Consider the following 18369-nt stretch of genomic DNA (forward strand, 5'->3'; position numbering starts at 1 on the left):
CCCGCAGACTCCGCCTGCCGCGCTCAGGCGCCGGTCGGCCACACCTCGATCACCGCACCGTGGCCGGGTGCGCCGGTGAACGTGTGGTCGTCGGTCAGTAGGCGCGCCTCGAGCGACTCGGCGAGGGCGACGTAGAAGGCGTCGTAGGCCGTCAGGTTCTCGCGGAGGCTCAGGGCGCGCTGCAGGTAGGGATGCATCGGATACCGCCGGAGCGGGAGGTCGCTGAAGTCCTCCAGCATCTGCTCGGCGCGATCAATCGTGATCCTGACCTGGGGCTTCGACGTCAGTCAGTGTAGGTTCTCGCGTGATCTGTCCGGGGGAGTGGTTCGCTGACCTGCGGGGCGACAAGTTGGTGAGACGAGGCGCTGTCTCACTAACTTGTCGGAATCCTCAGAGACCGAAGGCCCCGCCACCAACCAGGATGGCGATGCCCAGGCCGATCAGGACGATGGGGAACAGGATGTGCTCCCACCGCTCGAGGACTTCGGCGATCGGGGGGCGGGTGGCCACGAACTTGGCCAGCATCACAAGGGCCGCGACAAGCACGAGGAACACGATGCAGTAGGCCACCACGGCCGCCGGTCCCACGCTGAGGAAGACCGGCACGTAGACGCCGATGTTGTCCCCGCCGTTGGCGAAGGTGACCCCGGCGACGGTCCAGACCGCGACGTTCTTGCCGGCGACCTCGGCGTCGTCATCATCATCGTCGTCCCCGCGCCAGGCCTGCCAGGCGGCCCAAACACCCAGGGCCAAGGGGATGAGTCCGAAGTACGGGATAACTGCCGGGGGCAGGAACGCATCCGCGCCCACGGTGACGAGTACGGCCGCGCCAAGAATGCCCGCGAACCCCAGATACTGGCCCACGGCGATCCGGGCGGTCGTCCCGGGCTGTCCCGCACCACGGGCGAAGAACAGCGAGAGCACGATGATGTCGTCGATGTTGGTCGCGATGAACAGGCCGATCGCCTGCAGGACCGCGGACAGGATCATGCGCGCGCCTCGGCGGTGCAGCCTCCGTCAATCGAGCAAGCAGGATCGAGGCACGGCGCGTTCTCGTCTACTGCGAGAGTGACCTCAACCAGTGCGTTCAGCGCGCGCGTCAGGTGTGGGTCCGCGATCTCATAACGTGTCCGACGGCCCTCGAGCTCGGCGATCACGATGCCGCAGTCCCGCAGGCACGCGAGATGGTTGGACACGTTAGAGCGCGTCAGCCCTAGGTCGCTCGCCAGCTCCGCGGGGTAGGCCGGCCGCTCGAGCAGCACCAGAAGAAGTCGTGACCGGGTGGGGTCGGCCAGAGCCCGGCCCAACCGGTTCATCACATCGAGACGAGAAGCAACGGTCAGCACACGCTGAACAATACAGCAACGACTGAATTGATCACGGTGACGGCAAGCGCATTAGGGCGGGCAGGCCTGCCTCGTGCGTGGGCGGCGTGCTCGCGTTCGGGCGTGGTCGGGTGGTTCGAGCTGGAAAGTGGAAGTGCGTCAGTTCCGCGAGTACCGCCAGGCACGCCGCGTCCCACCGAGGATCGACGGATGGGGCGTACCGGTTGAGCATCCGACTGTCCGCGAGGCCAGCCAGACCGGCTTTGCGGTAACCGGAGATCCACCGCAGGACGGTGCGGCTGGACACACTGTGCTCGGCCGCGGCTTCGTCGCAGCGTTGCTTCACGGACCGCGCGTCCTCCGGATCGGGGTTCAGTACGCCCCGCACCAACTCGGCCCGCTCCTCGAGCGTGGCTCGCTGGCTCTTGGTCAGGCCGGAGAGTAGGACGTCGACGGGCTCGCCCTGGGTGATCTGGTCGTCAGTCTCGGTGTCGTCTGAGAACAGGGTGGCGTGGCAGACAACGTCGGCCGTGGCGACCGAGCGAAGGCGGCCATCGGCGGTCAGCGTCGTCCGTTGCGGGCCGAGTTCTTGGACCAGGTACATGCTGCCCTCGAACCAGACGCGGCCTCCGACGTGCAGCTCCACCACCGCAGGGCTCATGATCGTGCTCCCTCAACGTTGATGACTGACGTGCCGTCGACCGGTGTGGTCATGTCCACGGCCCAGTCCCCACGCCACAGCAGGCCCGTTATGGCGAGGCCCACGAGGGTGGCCCGACGCAGTCAGGAGGTCCTCGACCTGACCAACGGTCATGCCTGTTCGTCCAGCAGCGGACGCGGCGGCCAGATCGGCTGCTTCGATTCCGCGGCGAGCGACCGCGAACGCCCGGATGTTCGCCAGCGCGACCGGCTCTGCGCCGGACCACACCTCGTAACGGACGCCCTTGGCCTGGCACAAGCGGGCGGTCCACCGGAACACCGCACCCACGAGCCCCAGTGTTCGTGGTGACACGAAACTGAGACACGGTGACACGCCGGTGCCACGAAATTGAGACGGTGACACGAAACCGTGGTTCCTACACTGGAGGTTCTCGGCCGATCTGTCGGGGGAGCAGGTGCGTGACCTGCGGACCGACATGTTGATGAGACGCCGGCGGTCTCGCTAACTTGTCGGAAGCCTCAGCCGATGACCTCCGAGCGGGGGCTGGGACGGTCACGTGGTGCTGATGGTCGTGACAGCACTCTCACGCCGAGAGTCGGATGGTTGTCATCAGGGGGTGCGCAGGACACGGACGGGATCGCGAGTGGCGGCGTAAAGGGCGGGTGGGACAGCAGCTGTGGCCGCGGCGAGGACGGCCAGGGCGGCGGTGGCAGTGGTGAAGTCTGCCGGTGGGACCGCGCGGAATTGGTCGGTGATCGATAGACCGATCGCGACCCCGAGGGCGGCGCCGAGCAACGCGGACGTCAAGGTGCGCAGCACGACAAGGATGACGATCGTTGTGCGGGTCGCACCCAGCGCTCGGCGCCGGCCGAGATCGGTTCGACGTACGAGGACGTCGGCAAGGGTGATGATCGCCACCAGTAGCGACCCGCCACCGAGTAAGGCGACGAGAAGGGCTCGTCCAAAACTGGCCAGGTCGCCGCTGACCAGTTCCTGCAGTTGCGCCAGCGACACCGGGGAAGTGATGGTTACCGCGTCCGGGGCCGGCGGGTCGATCAGGCGCAGCACTTGGGTCTGGCCGGCCTGCGCCACATCCGCTGTCGTGAGGACGACATGAACCGCGTCCAGCGCCCGACTGTCCGGAGCGACGTACAGCACACCTGTCCTATAGTTTCCGAACGGCTCCCTGGGCGTGAAGGAGCCCACGATCGACCAGTCGTCCACGACCGTGGTCGACGCCTGCGCGACCCACCCGCCCGGGTCGTCCATCCCCAGCCGCTGCCGCGCCTCATCGGTCACGATCGCTTCGCCCGGTCCCGGCCACCGGCCCGCGGTGAGAGTTGCGACCGCAGACAAATCCCCGTGCACGCCCCATGCCGGCACCTTGGTGCCACCCTGCCCCACCACCCCATTGACCACGTCGATCGGGATGAGCGTGCCGACCGCCCGCTCCGTCGTAGACAAGCCCGCCGCCTGATCCACGATCGTTGCGGTGATCAGGTCGTTACCGCCGGCGTCAGCGACTACGAGCATCCGCGACCCGGCTGAGTCCAGCCTGGCCAGCAGCTGCTCCTCCGCGGCCGCGGTCCGCCCGACCGTGGCGATCGTCGCCGCGCACATGGTCGCGACAAGCAGCAGCACCAGGGTCGAGGGCACCCGCGAGGCCCACGCCGTGGCCAGCGCCTCACGGACAAGCAACCACGGCCTCATCTGGCCCACCCCGTTGTCCTGTTCACAGGGCCAGCACCTCGTCGGTGCGCATGAGCACGAACGGGTCGTGCGTGGCGATCACTACCGTGCGCGGTGGGCCGTCAGCGGTTCCGGTAGCCGCGGACAGCGCGGCCAGCACGCCTGCGGCATTGTCCCGGTCTAGGTTGCCCGTGGGCTCGTCCGCAAGGACCACGAGGGGGTCCGTCACCAAGGCACGGCACACCGCGACCCGCTGCGCCTGCCCGCCGGAGATCTCTCCGGGCCGATGCCCCGCCCGCGCGTCCACTCCCATCCGTTCCAGTAGTTTCTGGCCCTGTTCCCGTGCCCGCTCCAAGGTCCACCCTGCGTACAGGGCCGGCTCCACGACCGAATCCAGGACCGTGCGTGTCGGGTCCAGCGATGCGTCCTGAAACACGAACCCGATCCGGTGTGCCCGCACCCGCGATCGGACCCCATCAGCCGCCGCCGATACTGGATCACCTTGTAGCATCACCCGCCCTCGGGTCGGCGTCAGCATCAGGCCCAGGACGTAGAGGAGCGTCGACTTGCCCCGGCCGGACGGCCCGGTCACCGCCGTCACCGCACCCGGTTTGAACTCATGGGACAGACCACCAAAGAGTTCCTCACCACCCCGGGTGTATGCGAACGTCAGATTCTCTACCGATAGCACCGCCTCAACCCTTCTGCGTCGAGTCGGCGTCGTCCCCGGGTACGGGTGTCCGCTGGGGCGGCGCGGACGGCATACCGCCGTCCATGACCTCTACACGGGTGCCGGGCTTGATCCCTTCGCCCTCGACCACCGCCAGCCCCTGCCCCGACGCCGCGACGCTCACCTCCACCGGACCGGCCGGCGTGATCAGGTATGCAGTGCCGTCCGCGCGGGTGCGCACCGCCGCCGCCGGGACCGTGGTCCCCTGCACCTTGGGCACGATGACCACATCCGAGCGCAACGTGACCTGAGCGTCGTTCGGCAGGACTCCACACTCCTGACCACACACTTCACCCCCGTCTGGTGCAGTCAGGGTGAAGGTCGTCGACCCGAACTCATCCAGCTCCGCTCGTGCGATGACTGCGGTCCATGTGTGGTCCTCATAGGTGACCTCGACGCTGGCCTCGGCGGGGATCAACCTCCCCTGCTCAGCGGTGACGACGAGGACGAACTGCCGCTCCCCGGTCGGTGCCAACACCGCATCCTCACCCCCGGCGAGGGTCCTGCCCACCCCGATCGACTCACCGAGGGCCACCACCGCCGGAAGGTCCGCCACAGCGACCAGCTCACCCAGGGTCACCACCCCCGTCTGGTCCACACCTTGGTTCTTCTGCCACTCCTTCACCGCCCCCTCCGTGGCTGGACCGAAGGTACCGTCCGCCTCCCCGGACAGGTGACCGTCGGCGATCAGCAGCCGCTGCAGCGGCACCACGTCCTTACCCGCGGCGTCCCGGACCAGGTCCCGCCAGAATGGCTCGGCAGCCTCCACGACCCGCACCGGTGTCCTCCCCACCACGTAGACGACGTCACCGTCGTCCACGTCCCCCGACGACACAGAGGTCACCACCCCGGTCAGGGTGTTCTGCGCGACTGGGCGCGCCGGCTGCCGCAACGTCGTCGACAGCGGCAAGGACCGCCCCACCGACCCGGCCGACGCCTGCGCCCACACCGCCGGCGCAGCCGCCGTCCCCGTGGGGCCCACCTCTGGGACGGCCGAAGTCAACGTCACCCGTGAGGCCCACCAAGCCAGGCCTGCCACTGCTGCCAGCACGACCAGCAGCAGGAACACACTGACCGTCCGGCCCGCGCGCGATGCCGGAAACCCGGCTGGTACTGCCGGTGAGCGTGGTCTTGGGGAGGCGGGTGAAGTCGTCACCCCCTACCAACGCTCCCGGCCCTCATGTGGTTGGGTCCAGACCATGACCCAACCGGACGCGTTCCGCGTGCGTTGAGGAGACAAGTCGACGAGGAGGCGCATGGCACAAAGCAACGACGAGGACTACGTCGCCTTCGTCCGCGCGCGCCAGGGCGCACTCCTGCGGTCGGCCTACCTGATCTGCGGTGACCACCACGTAGCCCAAGACCTGCTCCAGGACGCCCTGGTCAAGCTGGCTAGCCGGTGGGAGCGGCTGCGCGACGAGCAACCGGAGGCCTACGTGCGACGGATCCTGTACCGCGACGCCATCTCCAGGTGGCGCCGGCTGCGTCGTGAGTACCTGGTGGACCACCAGGACCCAGGCGGCCTGCTGGGCAATCACCAACTACCCGACACCACGACCGCCTGGATGACCCACGACGAGGTCCGCCACGCACTGTCCCAGCTTCCACCGCGCCAGCGTGCCGTGGTGGTCCTGCGCTACTACGAGGACCTGTCCGAAGCCCAGATCGCCGACGCGCTCGGCATCGCCCGTGGAACCGTGAAGTCCCAGGCCAGCGACGCCCTTCGCACATTACGGCGCCTCATCCCCTCGATCGACGACACAGCCCAGGAACTGCGATGAACGCCGACCCGGCAGCTCCCCGTGGACTACCTCATGCCCTGCGACAAGTCGCAGACCAGGTCCCAGAGCCTGACTTGGCCGAGACCACCTGGGCCAGGGGCCGGCGGGTAAGGCGACGTCGACGCGGCGCCACCGGGGCCGCGCTCACCGCGACCCTCATCGCTGGCATCTGGGTAGGCATGCCACGACTGCCCCAAGACGTGTCCCCGGCCACGCAGGACCAGACTCTGGTCACCGCCCCGGACACGCTGGTCGATGGCACCGGAGCACCCGACCCAGCAGTGTGGGCAACCCTCACCGCAGCCTGCCTCCAGGACCGCGGCTGGCAGGCCTCCAGCACCGGGCACGTGCTCAGCATCCCCGACCAAGGCATCGCCCAGGCCGAGGTCGACACCGCCATGGAGGAGTGCGGCCGAGACCTTGGCGTCGCCATGCCCCAACAAGGATGGTCTGCTGTCGTCACCGAAACCTCAGACGGGCGGGCTCTCGCCGCGGACGTCTACGCCGTCTACCTCGACGTGGCCACGTGCCTGCGCTCGGAGTCACTGCCAGTGACGCCCGCACCCGAACTGGCTGACTTCGTCGACGCCTTTATCCAGGGCCACGCCGGGTGGCACCCCTACCTGGCCGCCGCCGCGGACGACGTCCTCCCCCAGGCCCTCCAGGCCTGCCCCATGCCCACGCCCTGACACGACACCGGTTCAGACCCAACCCCACGCAGCCCTCGTGCGTTCAGGAGCATGAGCCCACTCAACGGACGCCCTCTCCTGCTCGCAGTCGCGGTATCGGCCCTGTGGCTCACGGGGTGCACGCCAGAGAACACGACCCCGGACACGACAGGCGCTTCCGACCCGACCCCCTCCGCAGGAACCCACACCGAGACGTCACCGCCGACCCAGACCGCAGCCAGCCGAGCGGACGAACAGCAGCTTCGCGCCCAACGGTTCGACTGGTTGGCCTCCTGCTACACCGACGCCGGGTTCCCAGCCACCTCCGACGGCAGCGGCGTGGAGATCAGCGTCATCGAAGACCAAGACGACGCCTTCCACTCCGCTGCAACCGCATGCAAGGCTCAGGCGGAGGTCGAACTCGGTCCCGACCCCGCTGCTATCGCACCAACCCCCAAAGACCTCGAAGGGCTCTACGGGCTGCAGCTGCAAACGCGAGACTGCCTGCTAGCCGAGGGCTACGCCGTCGTGGAGCCACCCAGCGAAGATGTCTGGATCGAGGAGACGCTGAACGTCTACCGGGCACTGAACAGCACGGACCCCGGGGATGTTCGCCCCCCCTGGAGCCCCCACGACGGCCTGGACCCAACCGCCTACACCCTCTGCCCGCCGCCGGGCATCGCGGACCTGGAACAGCAACGCTGAAAACCCCATACAACCCTGGACGAGACGCTCCGCGAAACGGAGTCCCCACGCCCAATCCTGCCATGTCAGGAACGCCCTCATCTGCCGCACTCAGCGTGGCCGCACGCTACTGGCACCCCTCTGTGTCAAGACGCCGCTGGCAGGGTCGTTCTAGGCTTTGTGGTGGCGGGTCCGGGAAGTGGCTTGTCCGAAGAGCCGGCAGCGGGTTGTGAGCCGGTCGCGCTGGAGTCAGAGTCGTCACCCCTTTGCCCTCCCGGGCCCGTCGTCGTGTGCCCAGCGAGGTCGTCGAGCATCGCCTTGTAGACCAGGTCGGACAGGCGCCGTTTGAGGCACCGCAGCGCTTCCATCGACGTCTTCCCCGCGGCTTTCTTCCGGTCGTAGTAGGCGCGGCCCTCGGTGGTTCTCGTGCGCAGCTGGACGATGGCCATGACGTGCAGCACCCGGTTGATCTGCCGGTTCCCACCCCGGGAGAGTCGGTGGCGGACGTGCTCGCCGGAGGAGGCGTCGATGGGCGCGGTGCCGGTCCAGGACGCGAAGTGGTTGCGGTCGGGGAAGCGGGTGATGTCCCCGACCTCGACCAGCAGGCGTGCGGCGCCGGAGGGTCCGATGCCGTGCAGGTCCATCAGCGAGGAGCCGGTCTCGGCGACGAGGGCTTTAAGTTCCTTGTCTGCGGCCTGGTCCGCGCGTAGATCGTGGCCAGGTCAGCTGTCAGTTCCAGGGCGTGGGCCTTGCGGACCTTGCCGGCCGGTGTGGTGGGGCGGACCTTCTTGAGCAGCTCCTTGGCCTGGGCCGCGGACAGGAACGTCTTGGCTCCGCCGGGGATGAGCTCGAGCAGGAGCTTGTGCAGCTGGCATATCTTGCGGGTGTGCTCCTCGCCCAGGGAGCGGCGCCGGTCCACGCACATCCGCAACACCTCGAGCTGCTCGTCGTTGATGACCGGGCGCAGGCCGGACATCCGCACCCCGACCAGGGCGATGGAGTGGGCGTCGGTCGCGTCGGTCTTGCGGCCCTGCCCGGTGGCGAAGATCCGCACCCGCGCCGACATCTTCGCCGGCACGTCGACCACGTCCTCACCATCGGCCACCAGACGGTCGGCGACGTGCTTGCCGATACCGGCGCAGCCCTCGACCGCCCACACCCGCTCAGGCCACTGACGGGCGTAGGCCAGCAGCCGGGTGTACCCTTCGGCGTCCGTGCCAAAGCGGCCACCGCCGACGACGGACTCGTCAGCGGTCATGACCTCGATCGTCACGCTGCGCTTGTGCGGGTCCATCCCGATCACGACCCGCGGAACCTTCTCGTCCATGCTCTCCTCCTTGCTCGCGACAGATGTCGAGCTGGGAGGGCACCGCTACGTACGGCTGGGCATACCCCTCTTGAGCCTCTCGCAGCCCTGGCGGTGACCGGGACGACGCACGCCAATTGTGAGCCTCACGCCAAGAGCGTGGGCAGCCGCAAAGAGAACGACCATCCCGGTCACCTAGGACCGAGCCTGGCCGGGCCCGATCCTGACGTCAATGAAACACGTAGCCGCACTCAGCGTGGCCGCACGCTACTGCCGCGTGGAGGACGGCTACGCTCGTCCGACTTTGCCGCATGGAGTGTGGGGACGCACGCTAGTGCGCGGAGGGTGGGTTGGCTCCTATACCGGCGGAGGAGGCCGGCTTCCAAGCGTCAACACCGCGCGAACTCCCCCAGCCGGCCTCCACCTAGCGTCCTGGGTGTCCCGTCCCATCGCGCCTTCCAGAATCATACAGCGTAAACAGCACGTCCCCTGCGTTGTCTGCGGGAAATTGCGTCCTAGCGAGGTGGTGCAGCGTCCCTACCGCTCGAGCCGCATCAGGTGGTGACCTACTTGAGGTTGCTGAGGCGGTCGAGGACGGACGCCAGACCGGCGGCGAACTCGGCGTCGGTCCTGTCTTCCTCCAGATAAGGGCGGAGCTCTCGCACGGTGGGGTAGCCGCTGAGGTCGGTGTCACTGTCGTGTCCGACGGCGGGACCGGTCCCGGTGCGGGACTGGCCCTCGTCCAGGGGCGCATCGGGAGGTCCGGTGGGGGCTCCGGCGTTGGCGGCCTCGAGCAGGAGGTAGCCCAGCAGGAAGCTGGAGAAGGCCTGGTACGCCTCGACGGCGCCGGTCGGTGACCAGCCTTGCGCCCGGAGGGTGGAGAGGAAGTGCTCGACGACGTCCAGGCTGCGCAGCGGGGGGCGCAGCCAGGGGGCGGCTGGGTGGCGGGTGGCCACGAGGGGGAACGCACGCGGGTGCTGCTGAGCCAGGCCCCGGACCTGGTGGGCGACCACCTTGAGGTACTCCTGCCAGGTCCCCGGGTCGGGCGGTAGCTCCAGGCCGGACATGAGGCGGTCCACCACAGCCTCGAGCAGGTCCTCGCGGCCTTCGACGTGGCGGTAGAGCGCCATGGCCTCAAAACCGAGGTGCTTACCCAAAGAGCGCATACTCAGCGCCTCGACACCGGTCTCGTCGATGAGTGCGAGCGCGGCGGTGATGATCCGGTCGCGGTCCAGCGCCGGACGGCCCCGACGTCCCGGCCTGCGGCCGGACGCCGCGGCCGTGGGTGTCACCGGGTGCGCCTGCATCCGCTCCAGTGTAGGCACCCGGCTTCGCCACCTGCTCTGTCACCACGCTCGGTAGCCGACCTCGTGGGGTGGTGCCAATTCGGGATGCCGTCCACGGCACCGTCTGTTTACGGTGTAAAAGTTCGGAACCCCCGATCACAGCAGAAGGGAGCGCAGCATGCGCATCACCACTGAGCACATCGACCAGCTGTACACCGCCGAGGTCGTCGACCGGGACGGGTCGACCCTGGGGTCGGTCGGTCAGGTCTACCTCGATGACGACACCGGGCAGCCCGCCTGGGTCACGGTCAAGACCGGCTTCTTCGGCACCAACGAGTCGTTCGTGCCGCTGGACGACGCCGAGTACGCCGACGGCCGCATCCGCGTCCCGTATGAGAAGTCCTACGTCAAGGACGCCCCGAACATGGAGTCCGACGCCCACCTGTCCGAGGCTGAGCAGGATGAGCTGTACCGCTACTACAAGGTGGGCTCGACCGGCACGACCGACGGCGAGCAGCTGGGTGGCCGGGTCGACACTGCCGGCGTCACCGGTGCGGGTGGGGACGACCGCGACCGTGACCTGGGCGACGTGGAGCGCCGCGGCGACGACGAGCGGATGACCCTGCACGAGGAGCAGGTGCGGGTCGGCACCGAGAAGGTGCAGACCGGCCGGGTCCGGCTGCGCAAGCACGTGGTCACCGAGCAGGAGACCGTCACCGTGCCGGTGCAGCGCGAGGAGTACGAGATCGTCCGTGAGCCGGTCCACGGCGACGCCCCGACGACCGCTGACCTGGGTGAGGACGAGGTCGAGGTGGCCGTGCACGAGGAGCGCCCGGTCGTCGGCAAGGACGTCGTGGCCACCGAGGAGGTGGGCATCGACCGGCGCACCGTCACCGAGGAGCGCGACGTGACCACCGATGTCGCCCGCGAGGAGGTCGACGTCGTCGAGGACGACACCACCACCAGGCCCGGCACCACGCGTCGCTGAGCCAGCAGCGCTAGGACACGAGCGCCCCGGCCGTCCCGCGAGGGGCGGCCGGGCGCTCTGCCTATCCGTACCGGTAGCGGGACTACTGCATCAGCTCCATCTCGAGCCGGTTCAGCAGGGTCTCCAGCGCGGTCTCGAACTGCTCCTCGCTGGTGTCCTGGGCCAGCAGCGGCCGCAGCCGGACCAGGTGGGCGTGCTCACGCACGTCCTGCTCACCGTCGGTCGTGGGCAGCTCGGCCCGGCCCTCGTCCAGGGCCACCTCCGGCGGGCTGGTCTCCGCACCGCGCATGCTGGACTCGAGCAGCAGGTGCCCGAGCAGGAAGGAGGTGAAGTCCTGGTAGGTCCGCACCGCGGACGCATCGCGGAAACCATGACCGATCAACCGGTCCAGGAAGTCGTCCACCAGCGACAGGCTGCGCAGTGGCGGCCTGAGCCAGGGCGCGGCCGGATGGCGGGTCGCCAGCAACGCAAAGGCCCGTGGGTGCTCGGCCATGACTTCGCGAGTGCGGTGGGCCAGCGCCTGCAGGTAACCCTGCCAGCTGCGCGTCAGCTGCTCGTCCAACGGCGCCTCGATCCGGGAGGCCAGATGCGCCACGACGGCCTCCAGCAGGTCCTCCTGGCCCGTCACGACCCGGTACAGGTCCGGCACCGGGACCCCAAGCCGGGCCGCGATCCCCTGCAGACTCACCCCGCCAGGGCCTCCGGCATCGATTTGCTCCAGCGCCACCGCGACCACACGCTCACGGTCGAGCTCCTCGTGCTCGGGCATCTCACTCCTTGCTCTCTGCGGTCCTTGACCAGCCTCCCAGATCCGCTAGAGTCTACGCCGTAAACACCAATGTATACGGCGTAAGCAATCGAAGGGGTCACATGGCAGCAGAGCACCCCCGAGCTCCCTGGGAGGCGCCCTGGCGGCGTTCTCGATCACCGCTGGCAACGCTGCAGGACTGGTTGGCCCGACGCGCGGCGCTGCGCGAGCGGATCGACGTCCGCCGCGGAGACGCACCCTATGAGCAGGTCGTCGTAGACCTTGCCGCTCCCGCCATCCCCCTAACTCCGACCTGTCCCATGCCCACCGACGAGCCGAGGACCTCAAAGGAGCTGCTGTGAGTACTGTGCCCGAGCCGATCGCCGAGCTGTGGGAGTGGCAGCACAAGGGGTTGTGCCGCACGATGAACCCCGAGCTCTTCTTCCACCCCGAGGCCGAACGGGGCCCCTCCCGCCGGCGCCGCGACCAGCGCGCAACCGCCGTCTGCGAGCAATGCCCCGTCCTGGCCGAGTGCCGCGAGCACGCCTTGCGCGTCCGCGAGCCCTACGGCGTCTGGGGCGGCCTCACAGAGGAGGACCGAGAGGCCATCCTGCGAGGAGAACCCATCTCTGCAGATCTCCAATCGAGAGAACCCGACGAAGACGAATTAAGCGCCTGAGCACTTGCCGCCGGCGTGCTACGTGCGGAAGCACGGTTTGCAGACGACGTCCGGCTCACACGAGTAGGCATCCGGTATTGGCACCCCTCTGTGTCAAGACGCCGCTGGCAGGGTCGTTCTAGGCTTTGTGGTGGCGGGTCCGGGAAGTGGCTTGTCCGAAGAGCCGGCAGCGGGTTGTGAGCCGGTCGCGCTGGAGTCAGAGTCGTCACCCCTTTGCCCTCCCGGGCCCGTCGTCGTGTGCCCAGCGAGGTCGTCGAGCATCGCCTTGTAGACCAGGTCGGACAGGCGCCGTTTGAGGCACCGCAGCGCTTCCATCGACGTCTTCCCCGCGGCTTTCTTCCGGTCGTAGTAGGCGCGGCCCTCGGTGGTTCTCGTGCGCAGCTGGACGATGGCCATGACGTGCAGCACCCGGTTGATCTGCCGGTTCCCACCCCGGGAGAGTCGGTGGCGGACGTGCTCGCCGGAGGAGGCGTCGATGGGCGCGGTGCCGGTCCAGGACGCGAAGTGGTTGCGGTCGGGGAAGCGGGTGATGTCCCCGACCTCGACCAGCAGGCGTGCGGCGCCGGAGGGTCCGATGCCGTGCAGGTCCATCAGCGAGGAGCCGGTCTCGGCGACGAGGGCTTTAAGTTCCTTGTCTGCGGCCTTGGTCCGCGCGTAGATCGTGGCCAGGTCAGCTGTCAGTTCGGGCGTGGGCCTTGCGGACCTTGCCGGCCGGTGTGGTGGGGCGGACCTTCTTGAGCAGCTCCTTGGCCTGGGCCGCGGACAGGAACGTCTTGGCTCCGCCGGGGATGAGCTCGAGCAGGAGCTTGTGCAGCTGGCATATCTTGCGGGTGTGCTCCTCGCCCAGGGAGCGGCGCCGGTCCACGCACATCCGCAACACCTCGAGCTGCTCGTCGTTGATGACCGGGCGCAGGCCGGACATCCGCACCCCGACCAGGGCGATGGAGTGGGCGTCGGTCGCGTCGGTCTTGCGGCCCTGCCCGGTGGCGAAGATCCGCACCCGCGCCGACATCTTCGCCGGCACGTCGACCACGTCCTCACCATCGGCCACCAGACGGTCGGCGACGTGCTTGCCGATACCGGCGCAGCCCTCGACCGCCCACACCCGCTCAGGCCACTGACGGGCGTAGGCCAGCAGCCGGGTGTACCCTTCGGCGTCCGTGCCAAAGCGGCCACACCGCCGACGACGGACTCGTCAGCGGTCATGACCTCGATCGTCACGCTGCGCTTGTGCGGGTCCATCCCGATCACGACCCGCGGAACCTTCTCGTCCATGCTCTCCTCCTTGCTCGCGACAGATGTCGAGCTGGGAGGGCACCGCTACGTACGGCTGGGCATACCCCTCTTGAGCCTCTCGCAGCCCTGGCGGTGACCGGGACGACGCACGCCAATTGTGAGCCTCACGCCAAGAGCGTGGGCAGCCGCAAAGAGAACGACCATCCCGGTCACCTAGGACCGAGCCTGGCCGGGCCCGATCCTGACGTCAATGAAACACGTAGCCGCGTGGAGGACGGCTACGCTCGTCCGACTCTGCCGCCGTGACGATGTCTGGTTGTCAGGCAGAGGGAAGTGGTCGCTACGGTGGCGAGCGTGGAGATCTTCCGGCCGGCGCACCCGACCGGCACAGGCGTGCTCGTGCTGACCGGGTCCAGCGGCCGGGTCGATACTCAGCGGGCCATGCTGTTCGCGGAGCACGGGGCGATCGCGCTCCCTTTGCAGTGGTTCGGCGGCCCTGGTCAATCACCTGGGCCATGGGAGATCCCCGTCGAGACCTTCACCTCGGCGCTTGACCACCTGGAGAAGGAGGCTGACTCGCTCGTGATCGTCGGGGTCTCCTTCGGGGCCGAGGCTGCGCTGGTCACCGCATCCCTCGACCCGCGTGTGCGAGCTGTGGCTGCATTCGCCCCGACCCACGTGATCTGGGCAGGCTATGACCAGAGCCAGCAGCGGTGGACCTCCCACTGGAGCTGGCGGGGACGCCGTCTGCCTTTCGTCCCCATCCATCGGCCATCTACTCCCGCACCTGACCAGGGCCCGCCCAGCTACCTGCCGGTGTACCGAGCGTCCCTACGTGCCGCAAGCGCGGAAGTGCTCGAACAGGCGACCATCCGCGTCGAGAACATCCCCGAGATGCTCCTGGTCAGCGGCGGCGATGACCAAGTCTGGCCTTCCGCCGACTTCGCGCGCGCCATCGAGAGCCGGCGCGCGTCCCACGGTCTCGACACCGTCCACGTGCACCTGCCAGAAGCCGGACACCGCACCGTCCTCCCAGGGGAACGGGCACCAGACGGCGGGCGAGCTATGACCCGCGGAGGCACCCCCGAAGCCGATTCGGCCCTCGGCCAGATGGCCTGGCCTCGTCTTCTGACGACTTTACGGCTGCACTGAGAATGTGTGCGAAACGCCCGGATCTGCCGCATGCGGGATGCAGGGTTGCCGCGCTCCTACCAATGCCAGGACGCGGAGGGTCGGGCTGTCACCTTCGGTGCTGCCAAGTGGTTGCGGGTTACCGTGCCTTCATGCTCGCCGAGGACCTGCTCCTGCTCGCCGCTGCCGTCAGGCGGCCTCGCCCGGCTCTCGTAGCCGCCGCGGTCGCCGGCGCTGTACTGGCTGAGCTCGCCACCCTTGAGCGAGTCCAGGTGACCGCAGGACGAACCGTTGCCCTGCTGGATGCTCGCCCCACGGGCGAAACAGTTCTCGATGAGACGATCGAACGCCTGCAGCGCATGGGACCACGGCACCTGGACGAGGTGTGCCGGGTCATGGGACGGGTGGTCGTGGTCCAGGTCGAGCAAGCCTTGGTAGCCAAGGGAGCGATCGCGCTCGACGAGTCAGGCTTGTTCGGAGTGACCCTGGCCAAGGACTACGTGGTCACGGATCGCGACCGGCTACGGGCTCTTCAGGTGATGTTGGCCGACGTCCTGACCGGGGAAACCGACGCCGACGCCCGGGCCGGGTCGCTCCTCGCCCTGCTGGGCGCAGCGGACTGGCTGGGTCATGTGATGCCCCCAGTGCTCGCCACGCGAGGGGTCAAGATGGACTTGTCGGCCGCGGCACGTCGCATATCGCATAACCGCTGGGTCGACGAGCCGCTCGTGAGGCTGGTGTCCAATGAGCAGGGCGGAGCGGCAGCAGCTGCAATGGGTGCTGTCTGACTTCACACGACCGCAGCCCCTTCCGTGAGTTTCGACCGCTTACAAAGCCTTGACCGAGCACCTGCATCTCCCGCTTCCCGCTACTGTTCCGGTGAGCGGCCGAGCAGTCAGTAAGGGACCATAGGGGTCTTCCCTCACAGGTATGAGAAGGGCTGCGAGTAGACCCCGGTGGTGCGCCGCGATACGCACGCTCATGGCTCCCTTCTCTGTCAAGCGGGGGTCTTGAGGGGGGCTTTATGGTGGTGGGTGACGGGTCCGGGAAGTGACTGATCCGAAGTGTCGGTGTGGGGCTGTGAGCCGGCCGCGCTGGATGACAGTGACGCGCCCCGGTGTCCTCCCGGGCCCGTCCCAGCCGTGGTGATGATGTCGTTGAGCATGGTCCGGTAGACGATGTCGGACAGGCGTCGTTTCAGGCAGCGCATCGCCGCGTTGGGCGTCTTGCCGGCGGCGACCTTCCGGTCGTAGTAGGCCCGGCCTTCGGTGGTCCTGGTGCGCAGTTGCACGGTGGCCATGATGTGCAGCACCTGGTTGATGTGCCGGTTCCCGCCGCGGGAGAGGCGTTGGCGCACGTTGTCTCCGGAGGAGGCGTCCACCGGCGCGGTGCCGGTCCAGGACGCGAAGTGGCCCTTGGTGGGGAACCGGGTGATGTCACCGATCTCGACCAGCAACCGGGCCGCGCCCGAGGGTCCGATACCGTGCAGTCCGAGCAGGCTGGTGCCGGTGGCGGCCACGAGCTCGGTGAGCTCCTTGTTCGCCTCCTTCTTGCGCCGGTAGGTCTTCTCCAGGTCGGCCACCATCTCCAGCGCGACGCGCTTGCGGGTCTTGCCCACGACGTCACGCGGTCGGACACCGGCAGGATCTTGCGGGCCTGAGCCGCGGACAGGTCCTTCTTGGCCCCACCAGGCACGATCTCCAGCAGCAGCGCGTGCAGCTGGCACACGACCCGGGTGTGGTCCTCCCCGATGCGGCGGCGCCGGTCGACCAGCAGGCGCAGCACCTCCAGCTGCTCGTCGTGGACGACGCTGCGCAGTCCGGCCATCCGGACGCCGACCAGGGCGATGGAGTGGGCGTCGGTGTCATCGGTCTTGCGGCCCTGCCCGGTGGCGAAGATCCGCATCCGCGCGGACAGCTTGGCCGGCACGTCCACGACCTGCTCACCCAACGGCAGCAGCCGGGCCACCACGTGCCGGCCGATCCCTTCGCAGCCCTCGATCGCCCACGTCCGGTCCGGCCAACGCCGGGCGTACTCCAGCATCGCGGTCAACCCGTCCTCGTCGGTGGTGAACCGGCCGTGGCCGACGATCTGCTCGGTGGGGGTCATCACCTCGATCGTGACCGTGCGCTTGTGCGGGTCCATCCCGATCACGACCGGACCCGTGTCCTGCTCGTCCATGAGCTGTTCCTTCCTGACGACCTCGACATGAGTGGGTCGGTCAGGAGGGCACCGCTACTACCAGCAGAGCATTCCCTTCTTCAGCCTCTCCCGACCATGTCGGTGGCCGGGGTAGCGCAAGCCAAATGAGAGTCACACCACCAGGATGGACAGCCGCGAACGAGCGACCACCCCGACCACCTGGACCGAGCCTGGCCGGGCACCGATCCTGAGGTCAATAGAACTAGTAGCCGCGCGTCGGTCGGCTCGAGGTCGCATCGATCATCTGCGGGTCAGGATGGTTCATGAACAACTTCCAGATCACCTCCGCCCTCGTTCCAATTTCGACCGACGACCCCTCCGTTGCCGCGCTGCGCCAGGCGATAGCGGCGCACCTTGCCCGCTACACCGGGCAGACGCGCACCCACACCGAGTCAGACCTGCGCGCCTTCCTGGCCTGGTGCGCCGCACGCCACGTCGACCCGCTGACCGCCCATCGGGTGCACGTCGAGCTGTACGTGCGGTGGATGCAGGAGACCCGCCGGTACAAGCCGTCCACGATCTCCCGGCGGCTGTCCGTCGTGGCCGGGTTCTACCGCACGGCCGTCATCGACGGTGTCCTGACCGCCTCCCCGGCCGACCACGTCCGCCGCCCGCACGTTCCACCCGAATCACCCACCCTGGGCCTGTCCCACCTGCAGTTCGAGGCGATGCTGCAGGCCGGCCGCACCAGCGCCAACATCAACGACTTCGCTCTCGTCACCATGCTCGGACTGCTCGGCCTGCGCATCTTCGAGGCGTGCGGCGCGAACATCCAGGACCTGCGCGAGGAGCACGGCCACCGAGTGCTGAAGGTCCGCGGCAAGGGAGGCAAGGTCGTCCTGACACCCCTGCCGCCAGCCGTGCAGCGCGCGATCGAACGCGCCGTCGACCACCGCGAGGAAGGGCCGATCCTGCGCAACCGGCAGGGCGGACGGATGGACCGTCACGCCGCGACCCGGCGCCTGCACCACCTGGCCGACGACGCCGGCATCAACTTGCCGCGGATGCACCCGCACATGCTTCGGCACACCTTCGTCACCACCATGCTCGACGCCGGCGTGGACCTGCGCGACGTCCAGATCGCCGCGCGCCACGCCGATCCCCGCACCACCATGCGCTACGACCGAGCACGCAAGAACCTCGACCGGCACCCCAACTACATCCTCGCCGCCTACATGGCCTCCGGCACCTAAACGAACGACGGTCCGCGCCTTGACCAGCCCGGCTTCGGGTCGCGACCCTTGCTCAGTGGTAC

Annotated in this window: 22 protein-coding genes and 1 pseudogene; 8 read left to right on the forward strand and 15 right to left on the reverse strand. The window is 68.4% G+C overall.

Annotated features, from left to right (window positions below):
- Positions 1-23: 23 nt before the first annotated feature.
- The 7 genes from ACQBAT_RS01320 to ACQBAT_RS01350 all read right to left on the reverse strand — a co-directional run bounded on the left by ACQBAT_RS01320 (position 24) and on the right by ACQBAT_RS01350 (position 5414).
- Complete coding sequence (locus tag ACQBAT_RS01320) at positions 24-239, reverse strand: type II toxin-antitoxin system VapC family toxin (protein ID WP_420746419.1); 216 nt, start codon at positions 237-239, stop codon at positions 24-26.
- 151 nt (positions 240-390) lie between these two features.
- Positions 391-990, reverse strand: coding sequence for a cadmium resistance transporter (locus ACQBAT_RS01325; RefSeq protein ID WP_114906266.1), 600 nt, complete (start codon positions 988-990; stop codon positions 391-393).
- Positions 987-1346, reverse strand: a complete 360-nt coding sequence (cmtR, locus tag ACQBAT_RS01330) for a Cd(II)/Pb(II)-sensing metalloregulatory transcriptional regulator CmtR (protein ID WP_114906267.1) — start codon at positions 1344-1346, stop codon at positions 987-989. Before cmtR ends, ACQBAT_RS01325 begins: the two co-directional genes overlap by 4 nt.
- A 31-nt stretch (positions 1347-1377) precedes the next feature.
- Positions 1378-1971 (reverse strand): helix-turn-helix domain-containing protein, encoded by a 594-nt coding sequence (locus tag ACQBAT_RS01335; RefSeq protein WP_427197730.1) that lies wholly within the window; start codon positions 1969-1971, stop codon positions 1378-1380.
- A gap of 624 nt (positions 1972-2595) precedes the next feature.
- Entirely contained in the window at positions 2596-3696 is a 1101-nt protein-coding gene (locus ACQBAT_RS01340; RefSeq protein ID WP_420746421.1) for an ABC transporter permease, read from the reverse strand.
- A gap of 22 nt (positions 3697-3718) precedes the next feature.
- A complete protein-coding gene (locus tag ACQBAT_RS01345) occupies positions 3719-4366 on the reverse strand; it encodes an ABC transporter ATP-binding protein (protein ID WP_420746422.1) in 648 nt (215 codons plus the stop codon).
- Positions 4367-4370: 4 nt separating this feature from the next.
- Positions 4371-5414, reverse strand: coding sequence for a peptidoglycan-binding domain-containing protein (locus tag ACQBAT_RS01350; protein ID WP_420746423.1), 1044 nt, complete (start codon positions 5412-5414; stop codon positions 4371-4373).
- A gap of 247 nt (positions 5415-5661) precedes the next feature.
- Here ACQBAT_RS01350 and ACQBAT_RS01355 point away from each other — a divergent pair, with 247 nt between their 5' ends.
- From ACQBAT_RS01355 to ACQBAT_RS01365, 3 genes are all read left to right on the forward strand, one after another.
- Positions 5662-6186, forward strand: coding sequence for a SigE family RNA polymerase sigma factor (locus ACQBAT_RS01355; protein ID WP_420746424.1), 525 nt, complete (start codon positions 5662-5664; stop codon positions 6184-6186).
- Between the two features lie 179 nt (positions 6187-6365).
- Positions 6366-6875 carry a hypothetical protein gene (locus ACQBAT_RS01360; RefSeq protein ID WP_420746425.1) on the forward strand — a complete coding sequence of 170 codons (510 nt, stop codon included), beginning with the start codon at positions 6366-6368 and terminating at the stop codon, positions 6873-6875.
- A gap of 318 nt (positions 6876-7193) precedes the next feature.
- Entirely contained in the window at positions 7194-7559 is a 366-nt protein-coding gene (locus ACQBAT_RS01365) for a hypothetical protein (RefSeq protein WP_420746426.1), read from the forward strand.
- Positions 7560-7684: 125 nt separating this feature from the next.
- On the opposite strand, the gene ACQBAT_RS01370 is transcribed toward ACQBAT_RS01365, so the two are convergent.
- The 3 genes from ACQBAT_RS01370 to ACQBAT_RS01380 all read right to left on the reverse strand — a co-directional run bounded on the left by ACQBAT_RS01370 (position 7685) and on the right by ACQBAT_RS01380 (position 10151).
- The gene (locus tag ACQBAT_RS01370; protein ID WP_427197731.1) at positions 7685-8182 is read right to left on the reverse strand and encodes a transposase; all 498 of its coding nucleotides are present in this window, start codon (positions 8180-8182) and stop codon (positions 7685-7687) included.
- Positions 8182-8865: an IS110 family transposase gene (locus ACQBAT_RS01375; RefSeq protein ID WP_427197732.1), complete on the reverse strand. Its 684-nt coding sequence runs from the start codon at positions 8863-8865 to the stop codon at positions 8182-8184. The genes ACQBAT_RS01370 and ACQBAT_RS01375 overlap by 1 nt, the downstream gene beginning before the upstream one ends.
- A gap of 545 nt (positions 8866-9410) precedes the next feature.
- A complete protein-coding gene (locus ACQBAT_RS01380) occupies positions 9411-10151 on the reverse strand; it encodes a TetR family transcriptional regulator (protein ID WP_420748831.1) in 741 nt (246 codons plus the stop codon).
- 157 nt (positions 10152-10308) lie between these two features.
- On the opposite strand from ACQBAT_RS01380, the gene ACQBAT_RS01385 reads away from it, so the two are divergent.
- Positions 10309-11118: a DUF2382 domain-containing protein gene (locus ACQBAT_RS01385; protein WP_131105270.1), complete on the forward strand. Its 810-nt coding sequence runs from the start codon at positions 10309-10311 to the stop codon at positions 11116-11118.
- A gap of 82 nt (positions 11119-11200) precedes the next feature.
- Here ACQBAT_RS01385 and ACQBAT_RS01390 read toward each other — a convergent pair whose 3' ends face one another.
- Entirely contained in the window at positions 11201-11887 is a 687-nt protein-coding gene (locus tag ACQBAT_RS01390; protein ID WP_420748832.1) for a TetR/AcrR family transcriptional regulator, read from the reverse strand.
- Between the two features lie 337 nt (positions 11888-12224).
- On the opposite strand from ACQBAT_RS01390, the gene ACQBAT_RS01395 reads away from it, so the two are divergent.
- Positions 12225-12545, forward strand: a complete 321-nt coding sequence (locus tag ACQBAT_RS01395; RefSeq protein ID WP_420748833.1) for a WhiB family transcriptional regulator — start codon at positions 12225-12227, stop codon at positions 12543-12545.
- Positions 12546-12638: 93 nt separating this feature from the next.
- On the opposite strand, the gene ACQBAT_RS01400 is transcribed toward ACQBAT_RS01395, so the two are convergent.
- Together ACQBAT_RS01400 and ACQBAT_RS01405 are read right to left on the reverse strand one after the other, a co-directional pair.
- Entirely contained in the window at positions 12639-13136 is a 498-nt protein-coding gene (locus tag ACQBAT_RS01400) for a transposase (protein WP_427197731.1), read from the reverse strand.
- A gap of 79 nt (positions 13137-13215) precedes the next feature.
- Complete coding sequence (locus ACQBAT_RS01405) at positions 13216-13683, reverse strand: IS110 family transposase (RefSeq protein WP_427197768.1); 468 nt, start codon at positions 13681-13683, stop codon at positions 13216-13218.
- Positions 13684-14135: 452 nt separating this feature from the next.
- Here ACQBAT_RS01405 and ACQBAT_RS01410 point away from each other — a divergent pair, with 452 nt between their 5' ends.
- Both ACQBAT_RS01410 and ACQBAT_RS01415 read left to right on the forward strand, forming a co-directional pair.
- Positions 14136-14933, forward strand: a complete 798-nt coding sequence (locus ACQBAT_RS01410; RefSeq protein WP_420748388.1) for an acyl-CoA thioester hydrolase/BAAT C-terminal domain-containing protein — start codon at positions 14136-14138, stop codon at positions 14931-14933.
- 131 nt (positions 14934-15064) lie between these two features.
- Entirely contained in the window at positions 15065-15700 is a 636-nt protein-coding gene (locus ACQBAT_RS01415) for a GPP34 family phosphoprotein (RefSeq protein ID WP_377466778.1), read from the forward strand.
- A gap of 209 nt (positions 15701-15909) precedes the next feature.
- Here ACQBAT_RS01415 and ACQBAT_RS01420 read toward each other — a convergent pair whose 3' ends face one another.
- Positions 15910-16530, reverse strand: coding sequence for a transposase (locus ACQBAT_RS01420; protein ID WP_420748389.1), 621 nt, complete (start codon positions 16528-16530; stop codon positions 15910-15912).
- A 131-nt stretch (positions 16531-16661) separates the two neighbouring features.
- Positions 16662-17093: pseudogene (locus ACQBAT_RS01425) on the reverse strand (IS110 family transposase); the annotation flags it as partial.
- 284 nt (positions 17094-17377) lie between these two features.
- On the opposite strand from ACQBAT_RS01425, the gene ACQBAT_RS01430 reads away from it, so the two are divergent.
- A complete protein-coding gene (locus ACQBAT_RS01430; protein WP_420748390.1) occupies positions 17378-18307 on the forward strand; it encodes a tyrosine-type recombinase/integrase in 930 nt (309 codons plus the stop codon).
- The last annotated feature ends 62 nt before the right edge of the window (positions 18308-18369 follow it).

Source organism: Ornithinimicrobium pulveris (assembly GCF_050261105.1).
In the GTDB taxonomy this organism is placed as follows: domain Bacteria; phylum Actinomycetota; class Actinomycetes; order Actinomycetales; family Dermatophilaceae; genus Ornithinicoccus.

Bases quoted from the DNA above. Each gene is read 5' to 3' on its own strand.
- ACQBAT_RS01320 (WP_420746419.1), bottom strand. From the start codon at position 239: ATGCTGGAGGACTTCAGCGACCTCCCGCTCCGGCGGTATCCGATGCAT.
- ACQBAT_RS01325 (WP_114906266.1), bottom strand. From the start codon at position 990: ATGATCCTGTCCGCGGTCCTGCAGGCGATCGGCCTGTTCATCGCGACC.
- ACQBAT_RS01340 (WP_420746421.1), bottom strand. From the start codon at position 3,696: ATGAGGCCGTGGTTGCTTGTCCGTGAGGCGCTGGCCACGGCGTGGGCC.
- ACQBAT_RS01355 (WP_420746424.1), top strand. From the start codon at position 5,662: ATGGCACAAAGCAACGACGAGGACTACGTCGCCTTCGTCCGCGCGCGC.
- ACQBAT_RS01360 (WP_420746425.1), top strand. From the start codon at position 6,366: ATGCCACGACTGCCCCAAGACGTGTCCCCGGCCACGCAGGACCAGACT.
- ACQBAT_RS01370 (WP_427197731.1), bottom strand. From the start codon at position 8,182: ATGGACCTGCACGGCATCGGACCCTCCGGCGCCGCACGCCTGCTGGTC.
- ACQBAT_RS01375 (WP_427197732.1), bottom strand. From the start codon at position 8,865: ATGGACGAGAAGGTTCCGCGGGTCGTGATCGGGATGGACCCGCACAAG.
- ACQBAT_RS01380 (WP_420748831.1), bottom strand. From the start codon at position 10,151: ATGCAGGCGCACCCGGTGACACCCACGGCCGCGGCGTCCGGCCGCAGG.
- ACQBAT_RS01385 (WP_131105270.1), top strand. From the start codon at position 10,309: ATGCGCATCACCACTGAGCACATCGACCAGCTGTACACCGCCGAGGTC.
- ACQBAT_RS01390 (WP_420748832.1), bottom strand. From the start codon at position 11,887: ATGCCCGAGCACGAGGAGCTCGACCGTGAGCGTGTGGTCGCGGTGGCG.
- ACQBAT_RS01400 (WP_427197731.1), bottom strand. From the start codon at position 13,136: ATGGACCTGCACGGCATCGGACCCTCCGGCGCCGCACGCCTGCTGGTC.
- ACQBAT_RS01415 (WP_377466778.1), top strand. From the start codon at position 15,065: ATGCTCGCCGAGGACCTGCTCCTGCTCGCCGCTGCCGTCAGGCGGCCT.
- ACQBAT_RS01430 (WP_420748390.1), top strand. From the start codon at position 17,378: ATGAACAACTTCCAGATCACCTCCGCCCTCGTTCCAATTTCGACCGAC.